This is a genomic window from Lysinibacillus sp. NPDC097868, from assembly GCF_044761135.1.
Taxonomy (GTDB): Bacteria; Bacillota; Bacilli; order Bacillales_A; family Planococcaceae; genus Lysinibacillus.
This window is the reverse complement of record NZ_JBIWBS010000001.1, coordinates 1746466-1768121: the sequence shown is the minus strand read 5'-3', so window position 1 is coordinate 1768121 and position 21656 is coordinate 1746466. Positions and strand designations below refer to the sequence as shown.

The 21656-nt window shown below is 32.4% G+C and carries 21 protein-coding genes, 2 pseudogenes and 1 other annotated feature; of the genes and pseudogenes, 18 read left to right on the top strand and 5 right to left on the bottom strand.

Going from position 1 to position 21656, the window contains the following annotated elements; all coding sequences use genetic code 11:
• The first annotated feature begins 8 nt into the window (after positions 1 to 8).
• From ACIQXJ_RS08750 to ACIQXJ_RS08690, 13 genes and pseudogenes are all read left to right on the top strand, one after another.
• Entirely contained in the window at positions 9 to 572 is a 564-nt protein-coding gene (locus ACIQXJ_RS08750) for a recombinase family protein (RefSeq protein WP_403052222.1), read from the top strand.
• Between the two features lie 70 nt (positions 573 to 642).
• Positions 643 to 1329 (top strand): annotated as a pseudogene (locus tag ACIQXJ_RS08745) (DUF421 domain-containing protein).
• Positions 1330 to 1735: 406 nt separating this feature from the next.
• A complete protein-coding gene (gene rocF, locus ACIQXJ_RS08740) occupies positions 1736 to 2641 on the top strand; it encodes an arginase (RefSeq protein WP_403052219.1) in 906 nt (301 codons plus the stop codon).
• A 278-nt stretch (positions 2642 to 2919) separates the two neighbouring features.
• Entirely contained in the window at positions 2920 to 4347 is a 1428-nt protein-coding gene (locus tag ACIQXJ_RS08735; RefSeq protein ID WP_403052216.1) for an amino acid permease, read from the top strand.
• Between the two features lie 221 nt (positions 4348 to 4568).
• Positions 4569 to 5333 carry a DUF817 domain-containing protein gene (locus ACIQXJ_RS08730; RefSeq protein WP_403052213.1) on the top strand — a complete coding sequence of 255 codons (765 nt, stop codon included), beginning with the start codon at positions 4569 to 4571 and terminating at the stop codon, positions 5331 to 5333.
• Between the two features lie 209 nt (positions 5334 to 5542).
• Complete coding sequence (locus tag ACIQXJ_RS08725) at positions 5543 to 6097, top strand: pyridoxamine 5'-phosphate oxidase family protein (protein WP_403052210.1); 555 nt, start codon at positions 5543 to 5545, stop codon at positions 6095 to 6097.
• A 145-nt stretch (positions 6098 to 6242) separates the two neighbouring features.
• The gene (locus tag ACIQXJ_RS08720; RefSeq protein ID WP_403052207.1) at positions 6243 to 6638 is read left to right on the top strand and encodes a VOC family protein; all 396 of its coding nucleotides are present in this window, start codon (positions 6243 to 6245) and stop codon (positions 6636 to 6638) included.
• A gap of 256 nt (positions 6639 to 6894) precedes the next feature.
• Positions 6895 to 7093: a binding site (T-box leader), on the top strand.
• A 54-nt stretch (positions 7094 to 7147) separates the two neighbouring features.
• Positions 7148 to 7444 carry a hypothetical protein gene (locus ACIQXJ_RS08715; RefSeq protein ID WP_403052204.1) on the top strand — a complete coding sequence of 99 codons (297 nt, stop codon included), beginning with the start codon at positions 7148 to 7150 and terminating at the stop codon, positions 7442 to 7444.
• A gap of 14 nt (positions 7445 to 7458) precedes the next feature.
• Positions 7459 to 7653, top strand: a complete 195-nt coding sequence (locus ACIQXJ_RS08710; protein WP_403052202.1) for a hypothetical protein — start codon at positions 7459 to 7461, stop codon at positions 7651 to 7653.
• A gap of 70 nt (positions 7654 to 7723) precedes the next feature.
• Entirely contained in the window at positions 7724 to 8059 is a 336-nt protein-coding gene (locus ACIQXJ_RS08705; RefSeq protein WP_403052199.1) for a hypothetical protein, read from the top strand.
• Between the two features lie 37 nt (positions 8060 to 8096).
• Positions 8097 to 8828 carry an AAA family ATPase gene (locus tag ACIQXJ_RS08700; RefSeq protein WP_403052196.1) on the top strand — a complete coding sequence of 244 codons (732 nt, stop codon included), beginning with the start codon at positions 8097 to 8099 and terminating at the stop codon, positions 8826 to 8828.
• A complete protein-coding gene (locus ACIQXJ_RS08695; protein WP_402760366.1) occupies positions 8825 to 10048 on the top strand; it encodes a GNAT family N-acetyltransferase in 1224 nt (407 codons plus the stop codon). Before ACIQXJ_RS08700 ends, ACIQXJ_RS08695 begins: the two co-directional genes overlap by 4 nt.
• Before the next feature lie 102 nt (positions 10049 to 10150).
• Positions 10151 to 10465, top strand: coding sequence for a TIGR04104 family putative zinc finger protein (locus tag ACIQXJ_RS08690; protein ID WP_403052193.1), 315 nt, complete (start codon positions 10151 to 10153; stop codon positions 10463 to 10465).
• Between the two features lie 45 nt (positions 10466 to 10510).
• Here the strand turns inward: ACIQXJ_RS08690 and pdxR are convergent, their stop codons facing one another.
• Positions 10511 to 11911 (bottom strand): MocR-like pyridoxine biosynthesis transcription factor PdxR, encoded by a 1401-nt coding sequence (gene pdxR / locus ACIQXJ_RS08685; protein ID WP_403052190.1) that lies wholly within the window; start codon positions 11909 to 11911, stop codon positions 10511 to 10513.
• Between the two features lie 256 nt (positions 11912 to 12167).
• Here pdxR and ACIQXJ_RS08680 point away from each other — a divergent pair, with 256 nt between their 5' ends.
• Positions 12168 to 12872, top strand: coding sequence for an MBL fold metallo-hydrolase (locus ACIQXJ_RS08680; protein ID WP_403052187.1), 705 nt, complete (start codon positions 12168 to 12170; stop codon positions 12870 to 12872).
• 219 nt (positions 12873 to 13091) lie between these two features.
• On the opposite strand, the gene ACIQXJ_RS08675 is transcribed toward ACIQXJ_RS08680, so the two are convergent.
• From ACIQXJ_RS08675 to ACIQXJ_RS08660, 4 genes and pseudogenes are all read right to left on the bottom strand, one after another.
• On the bottom strand, positions 13092 to 13544 hold the full coding sequence (locus tag ACIQXJ_RS08675) for a hypothetical protein (protein WP_403052184.1): 453 nt from the start codon (positions 13542 to 13544) through the stop codon (positions 13092 to 13094).
• Between the two features lie 154 nt (positions 13545 to 13698).
• On the bottom strand, positions 13699 to 14151 hold the full coding sequence (locus ACIQXJ_RS08670) for a hypothetical protein (protein WP_403052181.1): 453 nt from the start codon (positions 14149 to 14151) through the stop codon (positions 13699 to 13701).
• Positions 14152 to 14315: 164 nt separating this feature from the next.
• Positions 14316 to 14771, bottom strand: a complete 456-nt coding sequence (locus ACIQXJ_RS08665; protein WP_403052178.1) for a hypothetical protein — start codon at positions 14769 to 14771, stop codon at positions 14316 to 14318.
• Positions 14771 to 15142, bottom strand: a pseudogene (locus ACIQXJ_RS08660) (polymorphic toxin type 35 domain-containing protein); the annotation flags it as partial. The pseudogene ACIQXJ_RS08660 and the gene ACIQXJ_RS08665, both read right to left, overlap by 1 nt.
• A gap of 517 nt (positions 15143 to 15659) precedes the next feature.
• Between ACIQXJ_RS08660 and ACIQXJ_RS08655 the strand changes: the two are divergent.
• From ACIQXJ_RS08655 to ACIQXJ_RS08640, 4 genes are read left to right on the top strand one after another with little or no spacing between them, the layout of a single operon-like run.
• Positions 15660 to 16493 carry a thiopeptide-type bacteriocin biosynthesis protein gene (locus tag ACIQXJ_RS08655; protein ID WP_403052175.1) on the top strand — a complete coding sequence of 278 codons (834 nt, stop codon included), beginning with the start codon at positions 15660 to 15662 and terminating at the stop codon, positions 16491 to 16493.
• Entirely contained in the window at positions 16474 to 18819 is a 2346-nt protein-coding gene (locus tag ACIQXJ_RS08650; RefSeq protein WP_403052172.1) for a lantibiotic dehydratase, read from the top strand. Before ACIQXJ_RS08655 ends, ACIQXJ_RS08650 begins: the two co-directional genes overlap by 20 nt.
• On the top strand, positions 18809 to 20215 hold the full coding sequence (locus ACIQXJ_RS08645) for an ABC transporter substrate-binding protein (protein ID WP_403052169.1): 1407 nt from the start codon (positions 18809 to 18811) through the stop codon (positions 20213 to 20215). Before ACIQXJ_RS08650 ends, ACIQXJ_RS08645 begins: the two co-directional genes overlap by 11 nt.
• Before the next feature lie 5 nt (positions 20216 to 20220).
• Complete coding sequence (locus tag ACIQXJ_RS08640) at positions 20221 to 21426, top strand: MFS transporter (protein WP_403052166.1); 1206 nt, start codon at positions 20221 to 20223, stop codon at positions 21424 to 21426.
• The last annotated feature ends 230 nt before the right edge of the window (positions 21427 to 21656 follow it).

Sequence of the window (21656 nt, the reverse complement as noted above, 5' to 3'; positions counted from 1 at the left end):
GTAAATTGATGATTTTCGGTTATGTACGACCTTTATATGATGATGAAACGTGTGAAAAACAGTTAAAAGTAGTATCTAAAAAATGCCAAACTATATATCGTGAACTGCATGCTTCACCTAAAAAGCGACATAAATTAGAAGAATTGCTGATGGCATTGCAACCAGGAGATACGATTATTGTTGAACGGATGTTTGCACTTGCAGACACGACACGACAACTGCAAGACATCTTCAATGTATGTGAAAAAGACGATGTGAGCATTCATTTTGTAAATGAGGATATTTCTAATAATCAATCTTTAACATGTACATTACAACAAATGATGAAACACTATATCCAGTTCCAAACAGATGTGGCGAAGCAGTCAGCTATTATCGGCATTTCCAATGCAAGAGAGCAGGGAAAGACTATTGGCAGACCGAGAAAACCAGATGTAAACATTCAAAAAGCTATTTCGATGTACCATTCAGGGAAGTTCACATTACATGATATTAAAAATGAAACAGGCATTAGTAAATCGACATTATATCGATCTTTGGAGTCAGTGGAAAACCTTGACGAGAATCGCTAATTAGTGCCTAGTTTTAGTGTATTTTATTTTATGCACAACACATTCTATTGTATAGATAGGAGTGGGGTGCATGAAAGATGTAAGCTACTTACAAATAGCAATAGAAACAGTCATAACTTTTTTTGTACTTCTTGCACTAACACGTTTTTTAGGAAAAAAACAATTAAGTCAACTTACGTTTTTTAACTATGTAACAGGAATAACAATTGGCTCAATTGCCGCTAACATGATTGTTCTTAGTACAAAAGATTACACAAAAGATTTACTGAGCTTGGTTATATGGTGCTCGCTAACAACACTTATTGGCTATATAAGTCTAAAATCTGGAAAAATAAGGATGATTCTCGATGGTCAACCTACAATCGTAATAAAACACGGCAGAATCGATCGAAAAGCATTGAAAAGGACGGGCGTCAATATCGATGACCTAACGATGATGATAAGACAATATTAAGTTTTTTCAATTGATGAAATCGATTTTGCGATATTAGAACCCAACGGCACGCTTAGTATCCTAAAAAAACCTCAATTTCAAGGTGCGCAAAAAATAGATATAAACATTTCACCTAAAAATCCACCATTTTTACCTATAGAAATAATATCAGACGGAAAATTATTAAAAAGAAATTTGTTAGAAGTTGGGAAAAACAGAGAGTGGCTAAAAAGCGAATTAAAAAAAGCAGGAATCAAAAATATTGAAGAAGTCTTTTATGCTGAAATCCAATCAGATGAAAAATTATTCATACAAAAATTTTAAACCAGAACTCATTGTAAAATGAGATGCTGGTTTTATTTATTTTGATTATATGCTCAAAATATATTAATATCGAAAACTATTACTCTTATACAAATATGGATATAGTTTAAATATTTTTACATTATATTGATATAAATCCTGAAATTTACGTACCAATTTTCTAAAAAAACAATAAAAATGAATAGTTTTAATCTTTCGTTTTTGAAATTTCTGACAAAAACATATATAAAATTTACAAAATAAGTATCTTTATTCATTGTAATTGTTTTTATGCATTCGTTTATGCAAGAGAAAATCTATGTTTCTAATAATCTAAACTGTATAAAAATTAAAAATAATGTCGAGTTGAGTCAATTTTTCATTTTCTTTATACTGTGAAAGTAATTATTGGAGAGGAGAAAATATCATGCGTAAAGAAGTTACAATTATTGGGGTGCCTATGGACTTGGGTCAAACTAGAAGAGGGGTTGACATGGGGCCGAGTGCTATTCGATATGCTGGACTAACAGATCGACTTGAAGGCCTTGGTTATTCGATTGATGACGTAGGAGATTTGAATATCGAATTTGTAAAAAATGATGAAACAATAGAAACAGCATCAAACTTAAAAAATTTAAAAACTGTAGCAGATGCTAATGACAAGCTTGGTCAAAAAGTAGATCAAGCTATTTCCTCAAATCGCTTTCCTTTAGTTTTAGGAGGAGATCATAGTATTGCCATTGGAACATTAGCAGGTGTTTCGAAACACTATGATAATTTAGGCGTTATTTGGTATGATGCCCATGGCGATTTAAACACAGGTGAAACATCTCCTTCAGGAAATATCCATGGAATGTCTTTAGCAGTAAGCTTAGGTCTTGGACATCCTGCACTTACGAATATTGGCGGCTATGCTCCAAAAGTAAAACCTGAAAATGTAGTAATTATTGGAGCCCGTGATTTGGATCCAGGAGAGAAAAAGCTTATTAAGGAAATTGGCATTAAAGTTTATACAATGCATGAAATCGATCGCTTAGGTATGACGACAGTAATGTCAGAAACGATTGAATATTTAAAGGAACGTACAGATGGTGTCCATTTATCTTTAGATTTAGATGGCCTTGATCCAAACGATGCACCAGGTGTCGGAACGCCAGTTGCAGGTGGTATTAGCTATCGTGAAAGTCATCTAGCTATGGAAATGCTATCGGAAGCAAACATTATTACTTCTGCAGAGTTTGTAGAGACAAACCCAGTATTAGATCAATATAATAAAACAGCTATTGCTGCGGTTGCTTTAATTAGCTCTTTATTTGGCGATACATTACTTTAAACAATGGATTGGGGAAAATCAATTAGCTGATAAGGAAGAACTTTTTAGTAAAATGAGGTCGCGACAACCAAATTTAAGAAAAATGCTCTCCCTAATTGTAGTTTACAATAGAAGGAACGAATGCTCTAGACTAATTAAGCACTTTTATTTGTCAGAAAATTGAATGTTCACAAAATAGATTTAATTTAAAACATCACATCTATTAATATTTCTCATAATTATCTTTTTGCACTTTAAAAAGAAAGTGCTTACATGATAATAGTGTAAGGGGTTATTTTATGGCAACAGAACAACATGAATTAAAAAGAAGTATGAAAGCTAGACACTTATTTATGATTTCACTAGGGGGATGTATTGGGACTGGCTTTTTTCTAGGATCAGGTTTTACTATAAATCAAGCTGGGCCAACTGGTGCTATTCTTTCTTATTTAGTAGGCGGGTTAGTGATGTATCTAACGATGCTTTGTTTGGGTGAATTATCTGTTGCTATGCCAGTATCTGGTTCATTTCAAACATATACGACGAAGTTTATTGGTCCTGCTACTGGCTTTGCCGTTGGCTGGCTCTATTGGCTGGGCTGGGCAGTAACGGTTGCCCTTGAATTTTTAGGGGCTGGACAACTTATGCAAAGATGGTTTCCTGATTCACCAGTATGGATGTGGTGTTTAATATTTGGTGCCTTGCTCTTTTTATTAAATGGTTTATCAGCTAAGGCATTTGGTGAAGCAGAATTTGTTTTCTCAAGTATAAAAATATTGGCTATCATAATGTTCCTTATTGTTGGGGGAGCGGCTATGTTTGGTCTTATTGAGATGAAAGACGGATCTAGTGCTCCATTCCTTACTCATTTTTATGAGCATGGGCTATTTCCAAATGGTGTAACAGCACTACTTATTACAATGATTACTGTAAATTTTTCATTCCAAGGGACTGAATTAATTGGTATTGCTGCAGGGGAGAGTGAGAATCCTGAAAAGACAATTCCTAAATCTATTAAACAAACAGTTTGGCGTACACTTTTCTTCTTTGTATTATCTGTAGTAATACTTGCAGCTATGATTCCAATGGATAAAGCTGGAGTTGTTGAAAGTCCATTTGTAGTTGTACTGGATAGTATAGGCATTCCTTATGCGGCTGATATTATGAATTTTGTTATTTTGACAGCACTATTATCGGTTGCAAACTCTGGACTATATGCAGCAACACGTATGTTGTTCTCTTTATCTGTTGAAAAGATGGCTAGCCCAGTTTTAGGGAAAGTTAATAAAAGAGGAATTCCGATGAACGCATTATTAATTACACTTGCTGTAGCTGGTTTATCACTATTATCAAGTGTATTCGCGGCAAAAACAGTATTTGTTTGGTTATTATCTCTAGCAGGTTTAGGTGCTCAAATAGGTTGGATAGCAATTACAGCATCTCAAATAGCCTTTAGACGTTCTTATGTTCGTCAAGGTGGAAAAGTGGAGGATTTAAAATTTAAAGCACCACTATATCCAATCATTCCAATCTTAGGTTTAACAGCTAATTGTATTGTTATGGCAAGCTTGGCATTCGATCCATCTCAACGATTAGCTTTATATTGTGGAGGAGCATTCTTTATCGGCTGTTATATCGTTTATTATGTAAAAGTGAAGAAAACGAAGGCGATAAAAGTAAACCAACAAGAAGTACAGTTAAAATTAGATCAAAAAATGTTTCTTTAAATAACAAGAGTAGCTGCAATGATGTGGCTACTCTTGTTGTATTATTTTGGTTTACAAAAGACGTATTTTATAAAAAATTGTTCCACTGAAAAACGAAATAATTTATCGTATTTCGATAAAAAAACATTGAAATAAGATAAAATATCATTTATTCTTCATACAAGAAGAGATTAGTCTTACGCTAGTTAATTTTCTCGTACTTTGTTACATGAGGTGAATAAATGTTGAAAAATTTATTAAAAGACTTAGGGTACTTTACGTACCATCAATCCTTATCTTGTATTTTTCCTGTTGTCATATTTGTTACGCTTGCGCTGTCAAAAATTATTCATTTACCACTTGCAAGATATGATTTTATTTTAATAGTCTGTCTTGTGACACAATACCTGATGTATAAATTTGGTCTAGAATCTAAAGATGAATTAAAAGTAATCTGTCTGTTTCATATTATTGGTCTTATACTAGAATTATATAAAGTGAACTATCATTCTTGGTCTTATCCAGAAGTGGCGTGGTCCAAAATTGGTGGTGTGCCCTTATATAGCGGCTTTATGTATGCCAGTGTGGCTAGTTATATATGCCAAGCTTGGCGTAGGTTTGATTTAAAAATTATAAATTGGCCAAAAAGTTATGTTGCTATCCCATTAGGAGCTATGATCTACTTAAATTTCTTCACACACCATTTTATATATGACGTGAGATGGCTGTTAATGGCTGCACTTTTTATTGTGTTTTACCGGACCGTTGTCCAATTCACAGTACGGCAAAATCACTATAAAATGCCTATTGTTGTATCATTCCTTTTAATTGGATTTTTCATTTGGATTGCTGAGAATATTGCAACCTACTTTGGTGCATGGTCATATCCTAATCAAGAGGTAGCTTGGACGATTGTGCATTTTGGAAAAATTAGCTCTTGGTTTTTACTTGTCGTAATTAGCATTATGATTGTCGCTCAGCTTAAATTATTTTATCGAGAACAATGAAGAGGAAGTTCATCCTAAGTAATAGGAACGAAAAGGCAACAAAGACCAACAGTTCGACATAGTGAAGTTCTAATAAAAAGGATGAAGATTTTACGTTGTACCCATTCCTTTTCATCAAACTGTCCCTTTTTTAGAGGACAATCCTGCTATAGACTCTTTTTTAGAAGTTAGAAGTTTTTATACTCGTAAAAAAGGGAGAAGTGATTAGGTTGGAAACTAAAATTCGTATGGTGAATAGAACATGTACAGACGAGGGGCAAATCAATAAATTTTTACGAGGAGCACAAACAGTTTTTCTTGGGTTAGTGGATAACAACATGCCATATGTAATTCCTTTAAATTTTGTATTTAAGGATGGAAACTTTTACATTCATGGTGCAAATGAAGGAAGAAAAATTAACATTTTAAACAATAATGCTAATGCATGCCTGACAATAAGTGAAATTTACGGAACAATCGCAGATCCGATTCCAGCGAATACAGATACAGCTTATATGAGCGTGATCGCAAATGGAAAAATCGAAATTGTAACGGATTTAAATGAAGCAACAGCAGCTATGCAAGAAATGCTTGATAAATATGTCCCGAATTATTATAAAGTACCTTTATCGAAGGCACATGTCGAAAAATATCTATCTTCTTTAGGTAGCAAAACTGTAGTACTTAAATTGAAACCAATTACCATGACCGCAAAGGAACATAAAGGTGATGAACAAATGAAGTTTTACACTGGAAGAAGGGTAACCCAAGATATAAACCGATAATATGTTATTTCTTCAAACAAAGCATAGGACTTTGTAGGTGCTACGAATGTAATTGACAAACAATCCCTTTGAGTATTCATTATATTTCCTATCTATAAAAAAATGCATTATAGTAAATATATTCTATTACATTTAGGAGGATACTATGGGGAGATTAGTTCATTTTGAAATTCATGTCAGTGACATGGAGCGTGCCAAGGCTTTCTATGGCAACATATTTGGATGGTCATTTGAAGATTGGAGTGACTACGCTGGTATGCCGTATTTTGGGGCAGTGACAGGTGGCGAGGATGAACTTGGCATCAATGGTGCATTAATGCAACGACAAGGCCCTCCTCCAGAACCAAACCAGGCTATAAATGGATTTGCTTGTACAATGGGTGTGGAAAATTACAATGCAACAGAAGCCAAAATTATTGATAATGGTGGGAAGGTAGCAGTACCAAAATATGCTCTTCCTGGGATGGCATGGCAAGGTTATTATACAGATACAGAAGGTAATGTATTTGGTATTCATCAGCCAGATAAAAATGCAAAGTAAAAATTTTTAAATGAGGTTATTTGCTTAGGATGGCGGGTAAAATCCCATATAGTTGCACTATTAAGGTAAGAAAAAAGTCTCCAAACTTTTGTTAGGAGATTTTTTTAGTTTAACAGTACTGGTAAGTTGTCGCTAAGTGGATATTTACAATTGAATAATTCCAATAGCAATGACAACAATTAAACACTTTTTATTGTGAAGCAATAATAATAAAGACCTTGATGAGAATAAATAAATGACTTCTTATAAATCCTAATAATTTACAATGATTAGGAATAGCAACGAAAATTTTTTACTTGCAGAGAGATGATGGCTGGTGAAAATTATCGTAAATGATTCGTGAACTCGTCCAGGAGTTTTTATACTGAATAAGTAGGTAAACGGTAGCTACCGTTATAGTTAAAGTAAGCATATATGCTAAACAGAATGGTACCGCGGATAACTTCGTCTCTATATTTATTGGAGATGGAGTTTTTTGTTTTAGGAAATAATGATAAGTGGGGAGATGAATGGACATAACGAAGAAACGTAAAACAACGATAGGGCTACTAGTACATATTATTTCAGCGCTTTTTACTGCAATGAGTCAAGTAGTTTATGCTAAGCAAGTACAAGAAGTACCGGCATTTCTATTTACAGGTATTAGTTTATTTCTAACTGCATTCTACTTTGCATTTTTTGCACGTACACATAAACAACATAACAAATGGCAAGGAACAATCGGCTATGTTGTGAAATTAAATGGAGCGTCTGTTCTGGCCTTTATGTGTTTTTATTTTGCATTAAATATGTGGAGTCTGCCATAGTTAGTGCACTTGAAATGGATATTGGCCCATTATTTGTCCTAGTTGTTGCGGGCATTGCAAAGGAAACGATTCCAAGGGCGCAGTGGCTAATTGCCATCGCAACTATGATTGCGTGTATTGTACTTATTGTAGCTGTACTTAGCGGAAACTCAGCAATCCAGTTAGAAATTAACAATGCCTGTTATCATAGCCTTATTTGCCAGTATTAGCTGTGGGGTGGGTGCTTTTTTATGCACCGTATATTCAAGGAAATTAAGTGAGGCGGGCTGGACAACTTCTATGATTTTGATAAATCGGTATTATGGCATAATTTTATTATCTTTTTTAGCTTCTTATGATGTGTTCTTTGAGTATTTCTCAGGAAATATTGGCTGGATACTTGCTGTAACAGCAACAGGTGTTATGCTTCCAATGTATTTATTGCAATTAGGCATTCAGTATTGTTCTCCTTTAATGGAGATGATGAGTTTATGCTTTGTTCCAATATTCACTTTTTACTTTCAATTATTCGATTTTAGACTTACGTGGTCACCTATTACCTTAATTGGTATCATCCTAATATTCATAGTAGGTATTATTAGTTTGAATTTGGAAAGAAGGACCGTTTCAGAGTAGCGTATGCGAGTTATAATAGTACTAAGGAGGGGACACAATGTATTTAAAATCATGTAAGGTTTTACAGGACAACATAGACGATAAACGACTTTATCCATTTAATATACCCAGTTTGCACGATTTACAAGAGCTAGAGTTTCCAACGAATGTGACATTTTTTGTTGGGGAAAATGGCTCTGGGAAATCAACGCTTCTGGAGGCAATTGCGGACCGCTGTGATTTTAATACAGCAGGTGGTGGACGTCAAAACATTTATGAAGTACATAAAGCGGAATCTGCACTTGGAGACTACATACGGTTATCGTGGTGGCCTAAAGTTTCTAACGGCTTTTTTCTACGATCAGAAACGTTTTATCAATTTGCAAGCCATATAGATTTGTTAGAGAATCACCCTAATAAGTATGCTGCATTTGGAGGGAAATCCCTACATCAACAGTCACATGGGGAGTCATTTTTATCGCTGTTTATGAATCGTTTTAAAGGAAAGGCGATTTATTTACTTGATGAGCCTGAAGCAGCTTTATCACCTACGAGACAGCTCAGTCTTCTAAAAATAATGAAGGATTTAGAGCATGAAGCCCAATTTATTATCGCTACACATTCACCTATTTTACTCGGTTATCCGAATGCTACCATCTACAGTTTTGAAGATGGAGGAATTGAATCCATCCGATACGAGGACACTATACATTATATTATAACGAAGCGATTTTTAAATGCTCCGGATACCATTTTTGCAGAGCTATTTAATGAGGAGAGAAAAAAATGAATCAACGAAAAGGTTTAGTAATGCGAGAAATACGACTAGATGAGATGGCCCAATCCATCGATTTGCTAAACTATGTATTTCAGATGTCTATGTCCATTCATAAAGATCGTCGTTTCGTTAATGCCAAAAGTAAACAGTTTGACGAAGGGCATGCTTTTGGTTGGTTTGACGGCTCACAACTTGTATCACAAATTTTAAATTTGCCTTTTCAAATCAATGTACATGGGAAGTTTTATGAGATGGGGGGAATAACGGCAGTTGGTACGTACCCTGAGTATTCTAGGCACGGCTTAATGGAAAGTCTCATTATAAAGTGCTTAGAACAAATGCGTGAGGAAGGCAGGTATATATCTTATTTATTCCCTTATTCAATTCCATATTATCGCAAAAAAGGCTGGGAAATTATGAGTGATATTGTGGAATTTCAAGTGAAGGATACTCAACTTCCTCATTATGGTGGATTAAATGGCAAAATTCGTCGTGTCGATCCTAAAGATAAAGATGTTGTTGCAATTTATGCACGTTATGCAATCAAGACACATGGTGTAATGGTGCGTAATAGCATTGCCTGGAATGAGAAATTTCAAGAAGATTTTTGGGAAGAAAAATTTATAGATAGTGATGTCAAACTACAGGCAGCAGTCTATTACGATGAGGAAGATGAGCCACAAGGTTATATGTTCTATCGTATTATGGAAGAAAATTTTTATATCGATGAAATCGTTTATATACAAGAAGAAGCTCGAAAAGGGTTATGGAATTTTGTCTCTGCACATAGCTCAATGGTTTACAATGTATATGGCAAAACGACTGGCAACGAAGCGGTGGCATTTTTACTTGAGGACAGTGAAATTATTCAAAAAGTATCTCCTTATTTTATGGCACGTATTGTAGACGTAAAGGAATTTTTATTGCGCTATCCGTTTGTAGGGAATGACTTTCAACTTCGCTTAGCAGTAAGCGATCGTATTGTTGCTTGGAATAACGGTACGTTTGTGGTAACGGTACAAAACGGAAAAGTATCCGTTGAAAAGGTCAGCGAACAACTTTCAGAGAATGCGATTCAACTCACTGTCCAGACGTTAGCAACGATGCTACTGGGCTATAAACGCCCTAGCTATTTGGAGAAAATCGAACGATTACAGGGTGAAGCGATTGAAATGGCGCTATTAGAAGCAGTGTTACCAGTAGGTATTCCGACGTTTATCGATTATTTTTAAAAGAATTTGTACAGCGAATAACTGTGCAAATTCTTTTTTACTTTAAATTTAGTGCTTCTCCGTTACGCAATATGGCATAATTAGTGAATGGAGGGGATTTGTATGCCAAAATGTATTAAATGTAAGGAGAAATGGACTTGGAAACAGTCGATGCGTTCGATTGTGACATTTTCACGATTTATTAGTTGTCCATATTGTGCAAAAAAACAAATGTTTACATCAATGACACGCATTTCAATTTTATTATTGGTATTTGTACCTTATATCACAATGCCTTATGTGATCGATGATGAAGTTAAAGGCTCAGCTGTAGCAATCGGAATTGCAATCTATTTAATCGTATTACTTATGATGATGCCATTGTTAATGGATCTCCGTGAAATACCAAAGCATTTACAAAAATATGCTCAAAAATAATACATAATCAATAAAAAAAGCAGGAATATGACTTTCCTGCGTTTTTTATTCGTTGAATGAAGGCAACTGCCACGCTTTTGCTAACTGTTGAACCCCATGCTTGATGTCTTCTATTTCCAACTTACTAAAGCCTAATTGTAGTATTGGTTCATGTGTGGATTGTTGAAGAAAATACGGGCTTGTCGGATACACTTTTACGCCGTATTTCACTGCACATCGGATGAGCTGTTCTTCTGACTGTTGTACATGTAACTTGACCAATACATAAAGGCCTGAATGCTCCCCTAGTATTGTAATACTGGCACCAAATTGTTGTTGTAGCAGTTCTACAAGATAGCTCATTTTCTGTTTATAGATAAGACGCATTCTTTTAATATGACGTGTCCACTCACCATTTTCCATAAAGGCTGCCATCGTTAATTGATGGAGTGTCGATGCATTATGTTCAAATTCACTAAACTGTTCCTTGTAACGATGTAGAAGTGACTTAGGTAATACCATATAGCTTAGTCGAATAGCAGGTAAAAAGGATTTTGAAAAGGTCCCAATATAAATAACACGTGTATGATCTATGGATGCAAGCGCAGGAAAAGGCTGCTGCGCATAGCGAAATTCACTGTCATAATCGTCCTCGATAATGTATCCATCCACCGTTTTTGCCCATTGAATAATTGTTTGGCGTTGCTGTATAGACATTGTGACGCCGTAAGGAAAATGGTGTGAAGGTGTAACATATAAGAGTCGTGATTGCATTTCTGATAATAATTGTAGCTGAGCACCTTGCTCTAAAACAGGGAGTGCTTCTAGTTCAAAACCGTTTAGTTTAAACGATTGTCGTGCGCCAATATAACCTGGATCCTCGACAATCATACTTGCGAAATCGTGCTTCAAAATAAAACCTAGGTACAGTAGCATTTGCTGGGTACTACTACCGATAATCATATCATCCGCTTCGCATTTAACCCCGCGTGCTTGTAATAAGTATTGGACAAGCTGCTCTTTTAATAAAGGTTCACCAAACGGTTCCCCATACACAAAACTTTCCTCTAACTGGAGTGCACGATTAGCAAATTGTCGCCATGCCTTCAGTGGGAAATGTGCTTGATCGACAGCTCCTGCCCGAAAATCAACTTTTATAGCTGGACGCACCTGCTTTGCGTTTGGCGTAATCAATGATGTTTCTTCTTCCTTTAAAAAGACTTGTTCCAATACATTGACGAAATAGCCCTTACGTCCTTCACCTCGTATGTATCCCTCTGCTACAAGCTGCTCATAGGCAGTCAACGTAGTATTGCGACTGACCTGTAACGTCTCTGCCAATCTTCGAATAGAAGGCAAGGAATCATTCGACTTCAAGTTACCTTGCTCAATTAATGTCTTTAATTGCTGATAAATCTGTTTATATTTTGCTTCTTCATTGCTAAATGGAAAAATAAAATCGTGCATATGTAAGACCTCCTTGACATGCAAAAAGAGATAATAATGTGCTTTTTTATATGTCAGATTGTTATGTATTATAGTACAGGAATCCACGTTGAAAGGAAATGACATATGAGGTTTTTATAAGGGAAATGTCCTGCTTATTAATGACAATAACTGTTTTTTGAAATGTACTTATTGAAAAAAAGCCATATTATAATGTACTGTTAATGAATATTCAGTTATTGATTATTTCAAAAGCACGCGTATGGGGGAGAGAAAAATGAAGATAGTAGAACTACCAATTGAATTTGAATTTAATGGACAAAAGAACACTATTTATCCGAGCTTAATTGTTGTGAATGATGAACTAACATTGGTCGATACAGGGTATTCAAATTTTTACCCTATGATTGAAAATGAAATATTAAAAAATGGCTTTGCGATGAAGAATGTAAAGCATATTATTATTACGCACTACGATGATGACCACATAGGTTCCTTATATGATTTTAAAGCAAAATATCCTTGGGTTCACGTCATAGCAAGTGAAATAGAATCGAAATATATTAGTGGTGAAATGAAGTCTGAGAGATTGGTGCAAGCCGAAGAAATGCTAGAACATATGCCACAAGAAGAAATTGAATTTGGGAAATGGTTTATTCAACAATTAAAGGATTTAAAGCATGTTGCAATCGATAAAAAGGTACATGATGGGGACATGATTCTACATAACGAATGTAGGGTAGTCGCAACACCTGGGCATACATCAGGGCATATTTCATTATATTTCCCAAGTTTAAAAAGTGTCATTACCGGAGATGCAGCTGCACATGAAAATCAAGAATTGGTCATTGCGAATCCACATTTTTGTTTAAATATAGAGAACGCAGAACTGTCTTTGCGTAAGATTAAAAATCTTCAAGCTGACACGTACTATTGTTATCATGGTGGGAAATTTACTATTTTAAATAGCAAGGTGAAGTGAGGAGTCAAAAAGGAATAAAATACTAGTGACTACAAATAAAATAAAAAAGAGGATTTGGAAAAATTACGAATCCCAACTCCTCTTTTTAGTTCGCTGATGGTAGGAGGGAATTAGTTAAATGAAAAAACAATTTTTTTACGTCTATAAGGACGCTGTTGAAACATTATGATGACTTGTTTCAACAGCGTGTTTATTTTTATAGGTGCACACTTTCAAATATTACTTAGTTTTACGTTGTAATTCTTTAAGAGAACTTTTAGCAGTTTTATTAGAAGGGTCTAACGCTAAAATTTTATGGCAAATGTCAATCGCTTTTTCATCACTCACTAATTTATCAGGAACGATATTAAGGAATAATAAATGTTCTAAGCTAAGTGTATCTTGTTCATTTGTTAACTCGACAGCCTTTTGTGCGTGATAGAGGGCACAATGATGAGGGGCGCCGATAGGGGTTAAAGGGATAACAAATAATGAAAAGGCAAGATTGTGTAACTTCGCTGACTCTTCTTTCATTAATAAATAAAGCAAAAAGGTGTAATTAATCATATTGCGGTTATCATAAGCGATTGATAGTAGCTGATCATGAAATTGTTGGAAGTCCATTTTATGATAGATTTCTTCAGCATCTTTAAAGTTGGCTGATAAAATGAGCTGTTCTAAATTTTTTAACACGTTTCATTCTCCTTTGGTTTTATTTTCGTCATTAAGAAAGTTTAATAGTTTCTAGGAACTATTTAAATTTACGCCTATTTATAAATAGGCGTAAGAGAAAAGATAGCTAGATAAGAAAGGCGCTTGTACTTTTTTCACAAGTACCTAAGATCGTTTACTTCATTCTGCGTTGGACCTTTTTAAGTACACTTTTGGCAATTTCATTAGAAGGCTCTAACGCTAAAATTTTATGGCAAGTTTCAAGGGCTTTTTCATCACTTACGACTTGATCAGGCACCCCGTATATGAATAATAAATTTTCTAAATCTCCTACATCTTGTTCATTTGTCAATTCGATAGCTCTTTGTGCGTGATAGAGAGCACAATGATAGGCACCGTCGATAGGTGTTAAAGCATGTACAAATAATGAAAAGGCAAGATTGTGTAACTCTACGGTTTCTTTCTTCATTATATGATAATGCAAAAAAGTATAGTAAATCATATTGCGGTTGTCATAAGCAATGGAGATTAATTCACTATAAAATTGTTCAAAATTGCTTTTTTGATATAATTTTTCAGCTTCGTTAAAGTTGCCTGATAAAATAAGATGCTCTAGATTTTTTATCATTGAATAATCACCTTCATTTTACTGATTTATTGCTATTCTTACATTTTAAATAACATCAATAAAGGAGAAGTACTTTAACTTTTTAAATACCACTAGGTTAAAACGAATTATTCAAACGTTTTAACCTAGTGCTTGTACGTCTTTTCACCAGTGTAATAGAAATTTTACTGAGTTTTACATTTTAACTCTTTAAGGGAACTTTTAGCGGTTTTATTAGTTGGGTCAAGCGCTAAAATCTTATGGCAAATTTCAATTGCTTGTTCATCACTGACTAATTTATCAGGTACGATATTAAGGAATAATAAATGTTCTAAGCTAAATGTATCTTGTTCATTTGTTAATTCAACTGCTCTTTGTGCGTGATAGAGAGCACAATGATAGGCGCCTTCGATAGGAGTTAACGCATTTACAAATAATGAAAAAGCGAGATTGTGTAATTCCGCTGATTCTTTTTTCATTAATAGATAATGCAAAAAGGTATAAAATAGAATATTATGGTTATTATATGCACTGATGAATATTACATCATCAAATTGTTGAAAATCCATCTTGTGGAACTCTTCTTCAGCTTCTTTAAAATTCACTGTTAGAATATAATTCTCTAAATTATTTGTCGGCATTATTTATTCACCCACGCATTTCCTATGTGTATTTTTCCATTCTTTCTTGCAAAAGTTACTGTTATTGTTTGACCATTCATATTTAATGTTTTCTTTCTTGCAGACCCGTATGGACCCTCTTTTCCGTAGCGCATCACGTAAGACATGACTTTTGCTACATCATCCCAATTATTCTTCGTTACTTTATGCCAATCATGTTTTGGATCTAGGATGTGCTTGCGTGAATTAGCATCTAATCTTGCTACAGAAGATAATACTTTATCAAAATTTCTACTGCGAATCGCATTCGTTGTGGCTTTTTTACCGTATTTTTTTATAGCATAAGAAATACCATATCTTGCTACGGCAGCTATAATGACTACTGGTAAAGCAAAAGTTCAGTATCTTCTATTCCGAGCTCTTGTAGTATTTCTTCTTCTACTTCAATAGTGTTATATTTGATGCTGTTCGCTTTATCGTTTGGTAAGATTTGAAAGGCTCAACGATGTGTGAATTAATATGCTCATTTGATGTTTTTATAGTAAATGATAATTAAATATTTTTTCAGAATATTCATAAAAGAATATTTTCCTCTATGATTTTTATGTCTGATAAAAGGATAGAAGTATGCATAAAGTTTTGAAGGAGTTTTATTTTTTATTATTCTTTTAGGAATATTTTGTTTGATTTTTCTAAAAATATTGTAAATTTATTTTATAACAAAAGGAGGTGTAATTATGAAGTTAACAGTTGAAGAAATAGAGACAATTGAGCTTTCTCAAAAAGGAACAAGCAGTACAAGTTATGGTTGTGATGATGCATTAAGAGGTTTTTGAATTTTTTAAAATTAAGGTAAGAAAAACAAATTCACTTTTAGTGAATTTGTTTTTCTATCTGGGGGTAGAGTTAATGGATATAGAAAAGTTAGAAATGAAATCTCGAAAAACTGAAGATAGTTTTAAACTTTGGAATTGTTATATTATAAATGCTAATTATGAAGAACAAAAACAATTAGTAAAGCAACTTTATGATTTTTTTGGAGAAATAGGCAATAAATTTTGGTATATTAGAAAATCTTATTTGAACCAATCTCACCTTAGAGTAAGATTTCCTATGGATGTTCAGGGCTTCGAAAAATTTTTATTAAATAAAAACTATACTACTTCAAAAGTTGTATATGAACCTGAAGTCTATTTATTCGGAGGACAATTGGGATTAGAAATTTGTCATAAAATTTTTTGTGAGATAACTGAATTATGTTGCTTATTTACTTTAGAAAATTTAAATAAAGATAAGTATTATGCGTTTATTGCCTGGTATAGTAATTTTTGTGTTAATAAAATAATTCAAGATGACTTTGAGAGATGGGATTGTTGGAAAAAGATATTAGAATTAAGGGCTTTTGATGAATCAAAATATAAAATGATGCTATTAAATATGATTAGTGAAATTAATCTTATTATTCGACTAGATATTGAAAAAACTCTTGAGGATGTTAATCAAAATATAAAAGATGAAATTTTGAAAATTAATACAAATTTAATTAAGTTGTTTGAAGAACTTCAGAGGTTATATTATCATGGAAAGCTTACAAGAGGTATTAGAGGTATAGTAAGTTGTTTGATTATTTTTATGTGGAACATTTTGGGAGTACAACCAGGGATACAAGCAGGTTATTCTTATTCATTTTCATATTTAACTTCTCCTGATAGGGGGTATAAGCATGGAGATTTTAGCCATTAGATTACCGGTTAATAAAATTGATTTTTTGTATAGAGATTTGACTTTTGAAAGCTACAATTATGCCAAATTAATATTAAATTTAAAAAATCAACTAATTATTGAAAACGAGCAAATTTCAGCAATTTTATTTGAGGCAGTAAAAGAAGCACAAAACGACAAAGAAAGAAGAGAATTAATTAATTTTAGGAGAAAAATATACAAATCTTTTAAAGAATATGCAGATGATTTAGCCAAAATAAAGGGGGGGTTTTCAAAAAATATTCTAAAACGATTAGAGTCTCATAATTTCTTACGTATACGTTATAGAGAATTAAATCAATTAATTCTAAAGGAAATAGAAAAAGAAACTGAACAAATTGAAAATATTATTAAGTTGCAGTTATCATCAGATTGGTTTTCCAATGCCCTTTTAGTAGTTAATCAAAATTTATTTAATAGTATTTATGATGGTAGACAGACTCTTGATAAAAATAAATATACTACTTTATTAAGATATTTGCATAAATCTAGTATTATGCCAACACCTTCTAGTCTATGGGCCGGAATAGTAGCAGGTTATTTTGGAGATAAAGACAATTTTGAAATAGATTCATCAAATTTTAATATAACTTTGGAATTTAATTGTAATATAGCAAAGCATCTAGCAAAAAGAGAGTTTAAAAAAGAAATAAATCCTTTTAAACCTTTGTTATATATAAATCCAACTGCTTGTATAATCGAGAATAATATTTATTTCTGGTCTAGCCCATATAATGTCTTGAGAAAATGTAAATTACGTTATAAATATTTTATGAAAGATTTATTTTTACAAAAAGATAGAATATTTAGCATTTGTGATTTAGAAAGTATATTAATTCATTATATAGAATTTGAAACATTGCGAGAACAAATTTATTACTTAATAGAAATGGATTTTTTAAAAGTACTGGGAACAACCTATTATGCAGATGAAAATCCATTAAAAACTATATGTTCTGTATTAAAGAATCCTACTTTAGCATACATTCCTGAAAGATTCTATACGAATTCTTTTGAAGAATTTAAAGAGGATTTTTTAAAACTATCAAGTATTACTGAAATTTATCCAACTCAATTAGTCAGAGCTAATTTAGCTTATAAGAAAGAAAGTATTACTATACATCGAAAAATAAAAAATGAATTTAATAAAGCTATGAGTATTTATATAAAATTGTTCGAATTCCTATACCCTTATACCTCTGAAAATAATATTGTAAAATATATAAAAGATAATTATGGAGAAAATCAGTCTATACCTCTTTTAGAGCTGAGCTTTTTAATAAATAGTAAAACGTTAGATTATAAAACCTATAATTATCGATCTTGGAGAGAAACATCTCAAAATAAAGAAAACTATAAAACTTTTATAGATATTATAAAAAAGAAATTAAACAGTGAAAATAAAGTATTGAAATTAACTATTAACGATTTTGAGGGAGTTTTTCCTAAGGAATTATATGGCATAGATAAGTTAGAATGTATTTTTCAATTTTATGAGGAAGATAATCATAAAGTATATATAATTCCAGAGATGTTATCAATACAGGTTGGAAGACTACTTGGTAGATTTTTAAGATATTTTAATCGAAAGGAAAGGGAAATATTTGAGCAATTAATATACAACTGTTTATCTAATGAAAGAAATGTAGTACAGGGAAATATTCATATAAATAGTGATTTAGATGGGATAGGATTTTCTATTCCTTTAATAAGAAAGCAATTATATATATATGACCGTAATGTAAAGTCAAAACAAGAAATCAGTATTAGCGACGTATATTTAAAATTACAAAATGGGGCTTTAATTACTCATTTGAAAAATGATGAGGAAATTTTCATTTGGAATGCATCATCTATTTCACCAGGAAATGATCGAATTTACAAGCTTTTAAATTATATTTCTCTACAAAATAATTTGAATCTTAATGGACATGCGTATACTCGTATAGAATTGGATTTAGATTATCAACCAAGGATTTGCATTGAGAATTTAGTTATAAGCAGAGAAAGATTTCGATTAAGATTAAGAGATTTTGATTTTTTAAATTCTAATATCTCATTATCTAAAAAGTTAATCGAGATGTTTAACCTATTTATCAAATTAAATTTACCTAATGAGTTTTTTGTTTATACTGATTTGGATTTCAAAGCAACCTATATTAATTTAAAAACTATCTATGATTTACTGATTTTTCAACGAGCAATTAAAAATACTAACATTTTCATTTATATTGAAGAACTTTTACCTCAAAAAAAACACTATAAAAATAAAACTAATTTGGAGGTGTGGGCTAAATATGAGAAATAATCGAATACAACTTTTTATACCAGGTAAATCAGAAAATCGCATAAATCCTTTACTTTGTAGAAATGATGTTGACACTTGGCTAATGGGCTGTTTGTATCAAGGGATTATGATGTTTAATGAAAATATTGAATTAGTACCGAGATTACTTTCAGACTATTATAATAATTGTGATTGCACTCAACATATTTTAGAATTAAAACCAGATTTATTATGGTCAGATAATAAATCGGTAAGCAGTGAGGATATTAAGTTTACAATTGAAATTATTTTATCTGGATTTGGTAACTTTCAAAACCATTATTTTAAGAATATTAAAGAATTAATAATAATTGATTCACTAACCTTAAGAATAGTATTAAAAAAACCAGACAAGTTTTTTAAACACCGTCTATTGTTACCTATTCTTCCTAAACATATTTTTGAAAATATTGATTTAGCATCATTTTATTCTAATAAATATAATAAAAATTATATAGGATGTGGACCTTATAAATTAATAAAAATAGAAGGTGATAAATACTTCTTTGACCGAAATGATGCTTTTCATTTAGGTGCCCCCAAAATTAGAAATATGATTATTCAAACAGGAAGTATAGAGGAATTAGAACAACTGATTTTAGAAGAAAAATTAGATTTTACAACTCTTCCAATAAGACTTTTATCTAAAAAAGATATATATATAAATTCAAATTATAATATATACCCGTTAACAAAACCAGAAATCATTTATATAGCAGTAAATCATAGAACTGATTTTTTCAGAAGTATAGAAAATAGAAACTATATTTATAGATTTATTGACAAGAAAAAAATTATAAATAACGTGTACCACGGTTTTGCGGAAAATCTTAATCAATTTTATCCTAAATTATTAGAGAGATTTAAAAATGAACACAATCATTCTGAATCGAGATATACTTTTAATGACTATCCATTATCTTTAAAACTTGGTTATTTTATTAATAATGAAGAACATGAGTTAATTGCCAAAGAATTGGTTAGAGATTTTAAAGTTAAAGGTATAGACATTATTCTGAAAAAATTCGATTCGAATATTTGGAAAGAAGATTTTAGAGAAAATAAGCTAGATATGTTTATAATAACACAAACTTTAATGCTTCATCCTGATCCGTCATTTGCATTTGGTGAAAAGGGAATTATGAAAGAGATTATTGGGTGGGAAGATGAAGAGAATCTTAGCTTAATTAAAAAAGGTTTAGAAGTAGATCCAATTTATTTCAAACAATGGTCTAAATATATTGGCGAACAATTACCGGTTCTTTTTATATGTAGCCCATACGATGTCCAAATTATTAATAAACGGATAAGAAATATTAAGCCCGATCCTAGAGGAGTTCTATGGAATATACATGAAATAGAGATGATTGAGGAGTGAGGAGTATGAAATTCATTCCGAAAATTTATTTTATTAACAAACAATTCACACAAATTTTTTATGCACAATGTCTTTCAGGTCTTGCAGATAAAATTATTCTCTTTATTTTACCTCTTTGGATTTTAGAAGTAACAAGATCATCCATCTTCGTTGCTATTTTAAATGCTACAAGTACAATTGCTATCGTGATTCTGTCGCCTTTAATGGGGACATTTGTGGATAGATTATATAAAAAAAATTTAATGATTGTTGCAAACAGTATACGATGTATGTTATTAATCATACTTGCGAGTATTACAATTTTGGGCTATTTTGAATTTTTATATATACTCCTTATTTTTATTGTCTATTCATTTGGCAGTACGTTACATTCCCCAGCAGCCAATGTTGCGCTAACAATTATTGTAAATGATGATGAGCTGAAGGAAGCTGTAGCTCTTAGACAAACATCGAATCAGCTAGAGGGCATTTTAGCGCCAATGTTAGGTGGGCTGTTATATAGTGTACTTAGCCCCGGTAACTTCTTTCTTATTAATGGGTTATGCTTCGTTCTTTCTCTTCTTATACTGTTGACTTCCAATATTACAGAACAGCATAAAGCTAAATCAAAACAATCTTTTCTTGTAGACTTGAAGGAAGGAATGTCGATTCTTTTTCAAGAAAGGATATTAAAAACCTTTCTTTTTAGCGCTGCTATTATCAATATTTTAGGTGCTGCTCTTATGTTAACACTTCGCGTGATCGTTATTAATATGGGAGTAAGCTCATTATGGTGGAGCATTATTTTTGTTGGCTCACCTGTTGGGGTTATAATCGGGGCTGTTATATCAATGAAATTGAAATTCCAATGCAACATATTTATTTACGGGTTTATATGTTGTGCGGTCATGGGTTTTTTTAATATATTGATGAGTCTAGCTAATACGCCACTTGTGCTAACGATTTTTTACTTTATATCGGGTATAGCATTTGGTATGGGGAATACCTATTTTGGCATAATGTATAGAAGGGAAATTCCTGTTAAAAAGCAAGGTAGATTTTTTGGATTTTTAAGTTCTGCATTATTAATATCCATTCCAGTCGGACAAGTCTTGACGGGTGTGTTATTAGATTCTATAAATCCAAACCTTGTTATGGGAATATTGGGCTTGTTAACTGTCGTTACTGCTTTCGTTTCATTAAAAGTGTTAAGTGGAATGGACACAAGGTAGAATATACATGTTTTGCGGTTGATTTGGTTGTTTGAAAGAGAAGTACTTCTATAAATTTAAAAAGCTTTGCAAACCCTCTATGTGAAGTTGGTTTGCAAAGCTTTTAGCTATGGACAACAAAAAAACGCCAATTGTACAATAGAGTTAGAACTGGACAACAATGATAAGATTGTCAGTAGCTCAATTATTACATTCATTCAAAAACAGGGAAGTGGGGCTTAATGAACTTG

Coding starts and splice junctions, on each gene's coding strand:
- ACIQXJ_RS08750 (WP_403052222.1), top strand. CDS start 9: ATGATTTTCGGTTATGTACGACCTTTATATGATGATGAAACGTGTGAA.
- rocF (WP_403052219.1), top strand. CDS start 1,736: ATGCGTAAAGAAGTTACAATTATTGGGGTGCCTATGGACTTGGGTCAA.
- ACIQXJ_RS08735 (WP_403052216.1), top strand. CDS start 2,920: ATGGCAACAGAACAACATGAATTAAAAAGAAGTATGAAAGCTAGACAC.
- ACIQXJ_RS08730 (WP_403052213.1), top strand. CDS start 4,569: ATGTTGAAAAATTTATTAAAAGACTTAGGGTACTTTACGTACCATCAA.
- ACIQXJ_RS08720 (WP_403052207.1), top strand. CDS start 6,243: ATGGGGAGATTAGTTCATTTTGAAATTCATGTCAGTGACATGGAGCGT.
- ACIQXJ_RS08715 (WP_403052204.1), top strand. CDS start 7,148: ATGGACATAACGAAGAAACGTAAAACAACGATAGGGCTACTAGTACAT.
- ACIQXJ_RS08710 (WP_403052202.1), top strand. CDS start 7,459: ATGGATATTGGCCCATTATTTGTCCTAGTTGTTGCGGGCATTGCAAAG.
- ACIQXJ_RS08705 (WP_403052199.1), top strand. CDS start 7,724: ATGATTTTGATAAATCGGTATTATGGCATAATTTTATTATCTTTTTTA.
- ACIQXJ_RS08700 (WP_403052196.1), top strand. CDS start 8,097: ATGTATTTAAAATCATGTAAGGTTTTACAGGACAACATAGACGATAAA.
- ACIQXJ_RS08695 (WP_402760366.1), top strand. CDS start 8,825: ATGAATCAACGAAAAGGTTTAGTAATGCGAGAAATACGACTAGATGAG.
- ACIQXJ_RS08690 (WP_403052193.1), top strand. CDS start 10,151: ATGCCAAAATGTATTAAATGTAAGGAGAAATGGACTTGGAAACAGTCG.
- pdxR (WP_403052190.1), bottom strand. CDS start 11,911: ATGCACGATTTTATTTTTCCATTTAGCAATGAAGAAGCAAAATATAAA.
- ACIQXJ_RS08680 (WP_403052187.1), top strand. CDS start 12,168: ATGAAGATAGTAGAACTACCAATTGAATTTGAATTTAATGGACAAAAG.
- ACIQXJ_RS08670 (WP_403052181.1), bottom strand. CDS start 14,151: ATGATAAAAAATCTAGAGCATCTTATTTTATCAGGCAACTTTAACGAA.
- ACIQXJ_RS08665 (WP_403052178.1), bottom strand. CDS start 14,771: ATGCCGACAAATAATTTAGAGAATTATATTCTAACAGTGAATTTTAAA.
- ACIQXJ_RS08655 (WP_403052175.1), top strand. CDS start 15,660: ATGGATATAGAAAAGTTAGAAATGAAATCTCGAAAAACTGAAGATAGT.
- ACIQXJ_RS08650 (WP_403052172.1), top strand. CDS start 16,474: ATGGAGATTTTAGCCATTAGATTACCGGTTAATAAAATTGATTTTTTG.
- ACIQXJ_RS08645 (WP_403052169.1), top strand. CDS start 18,809: ATGAGAAATAATCGAATACAACTTTTTATACCAGGTAAATCAGAAAAT.
- ACIQXJ_RS08640 (WP_403052166.1), top strand. CDS start 20,221: ATGAAATTCATTCCGAAAATTTATTTTATTAACAAACAATTCACACAA.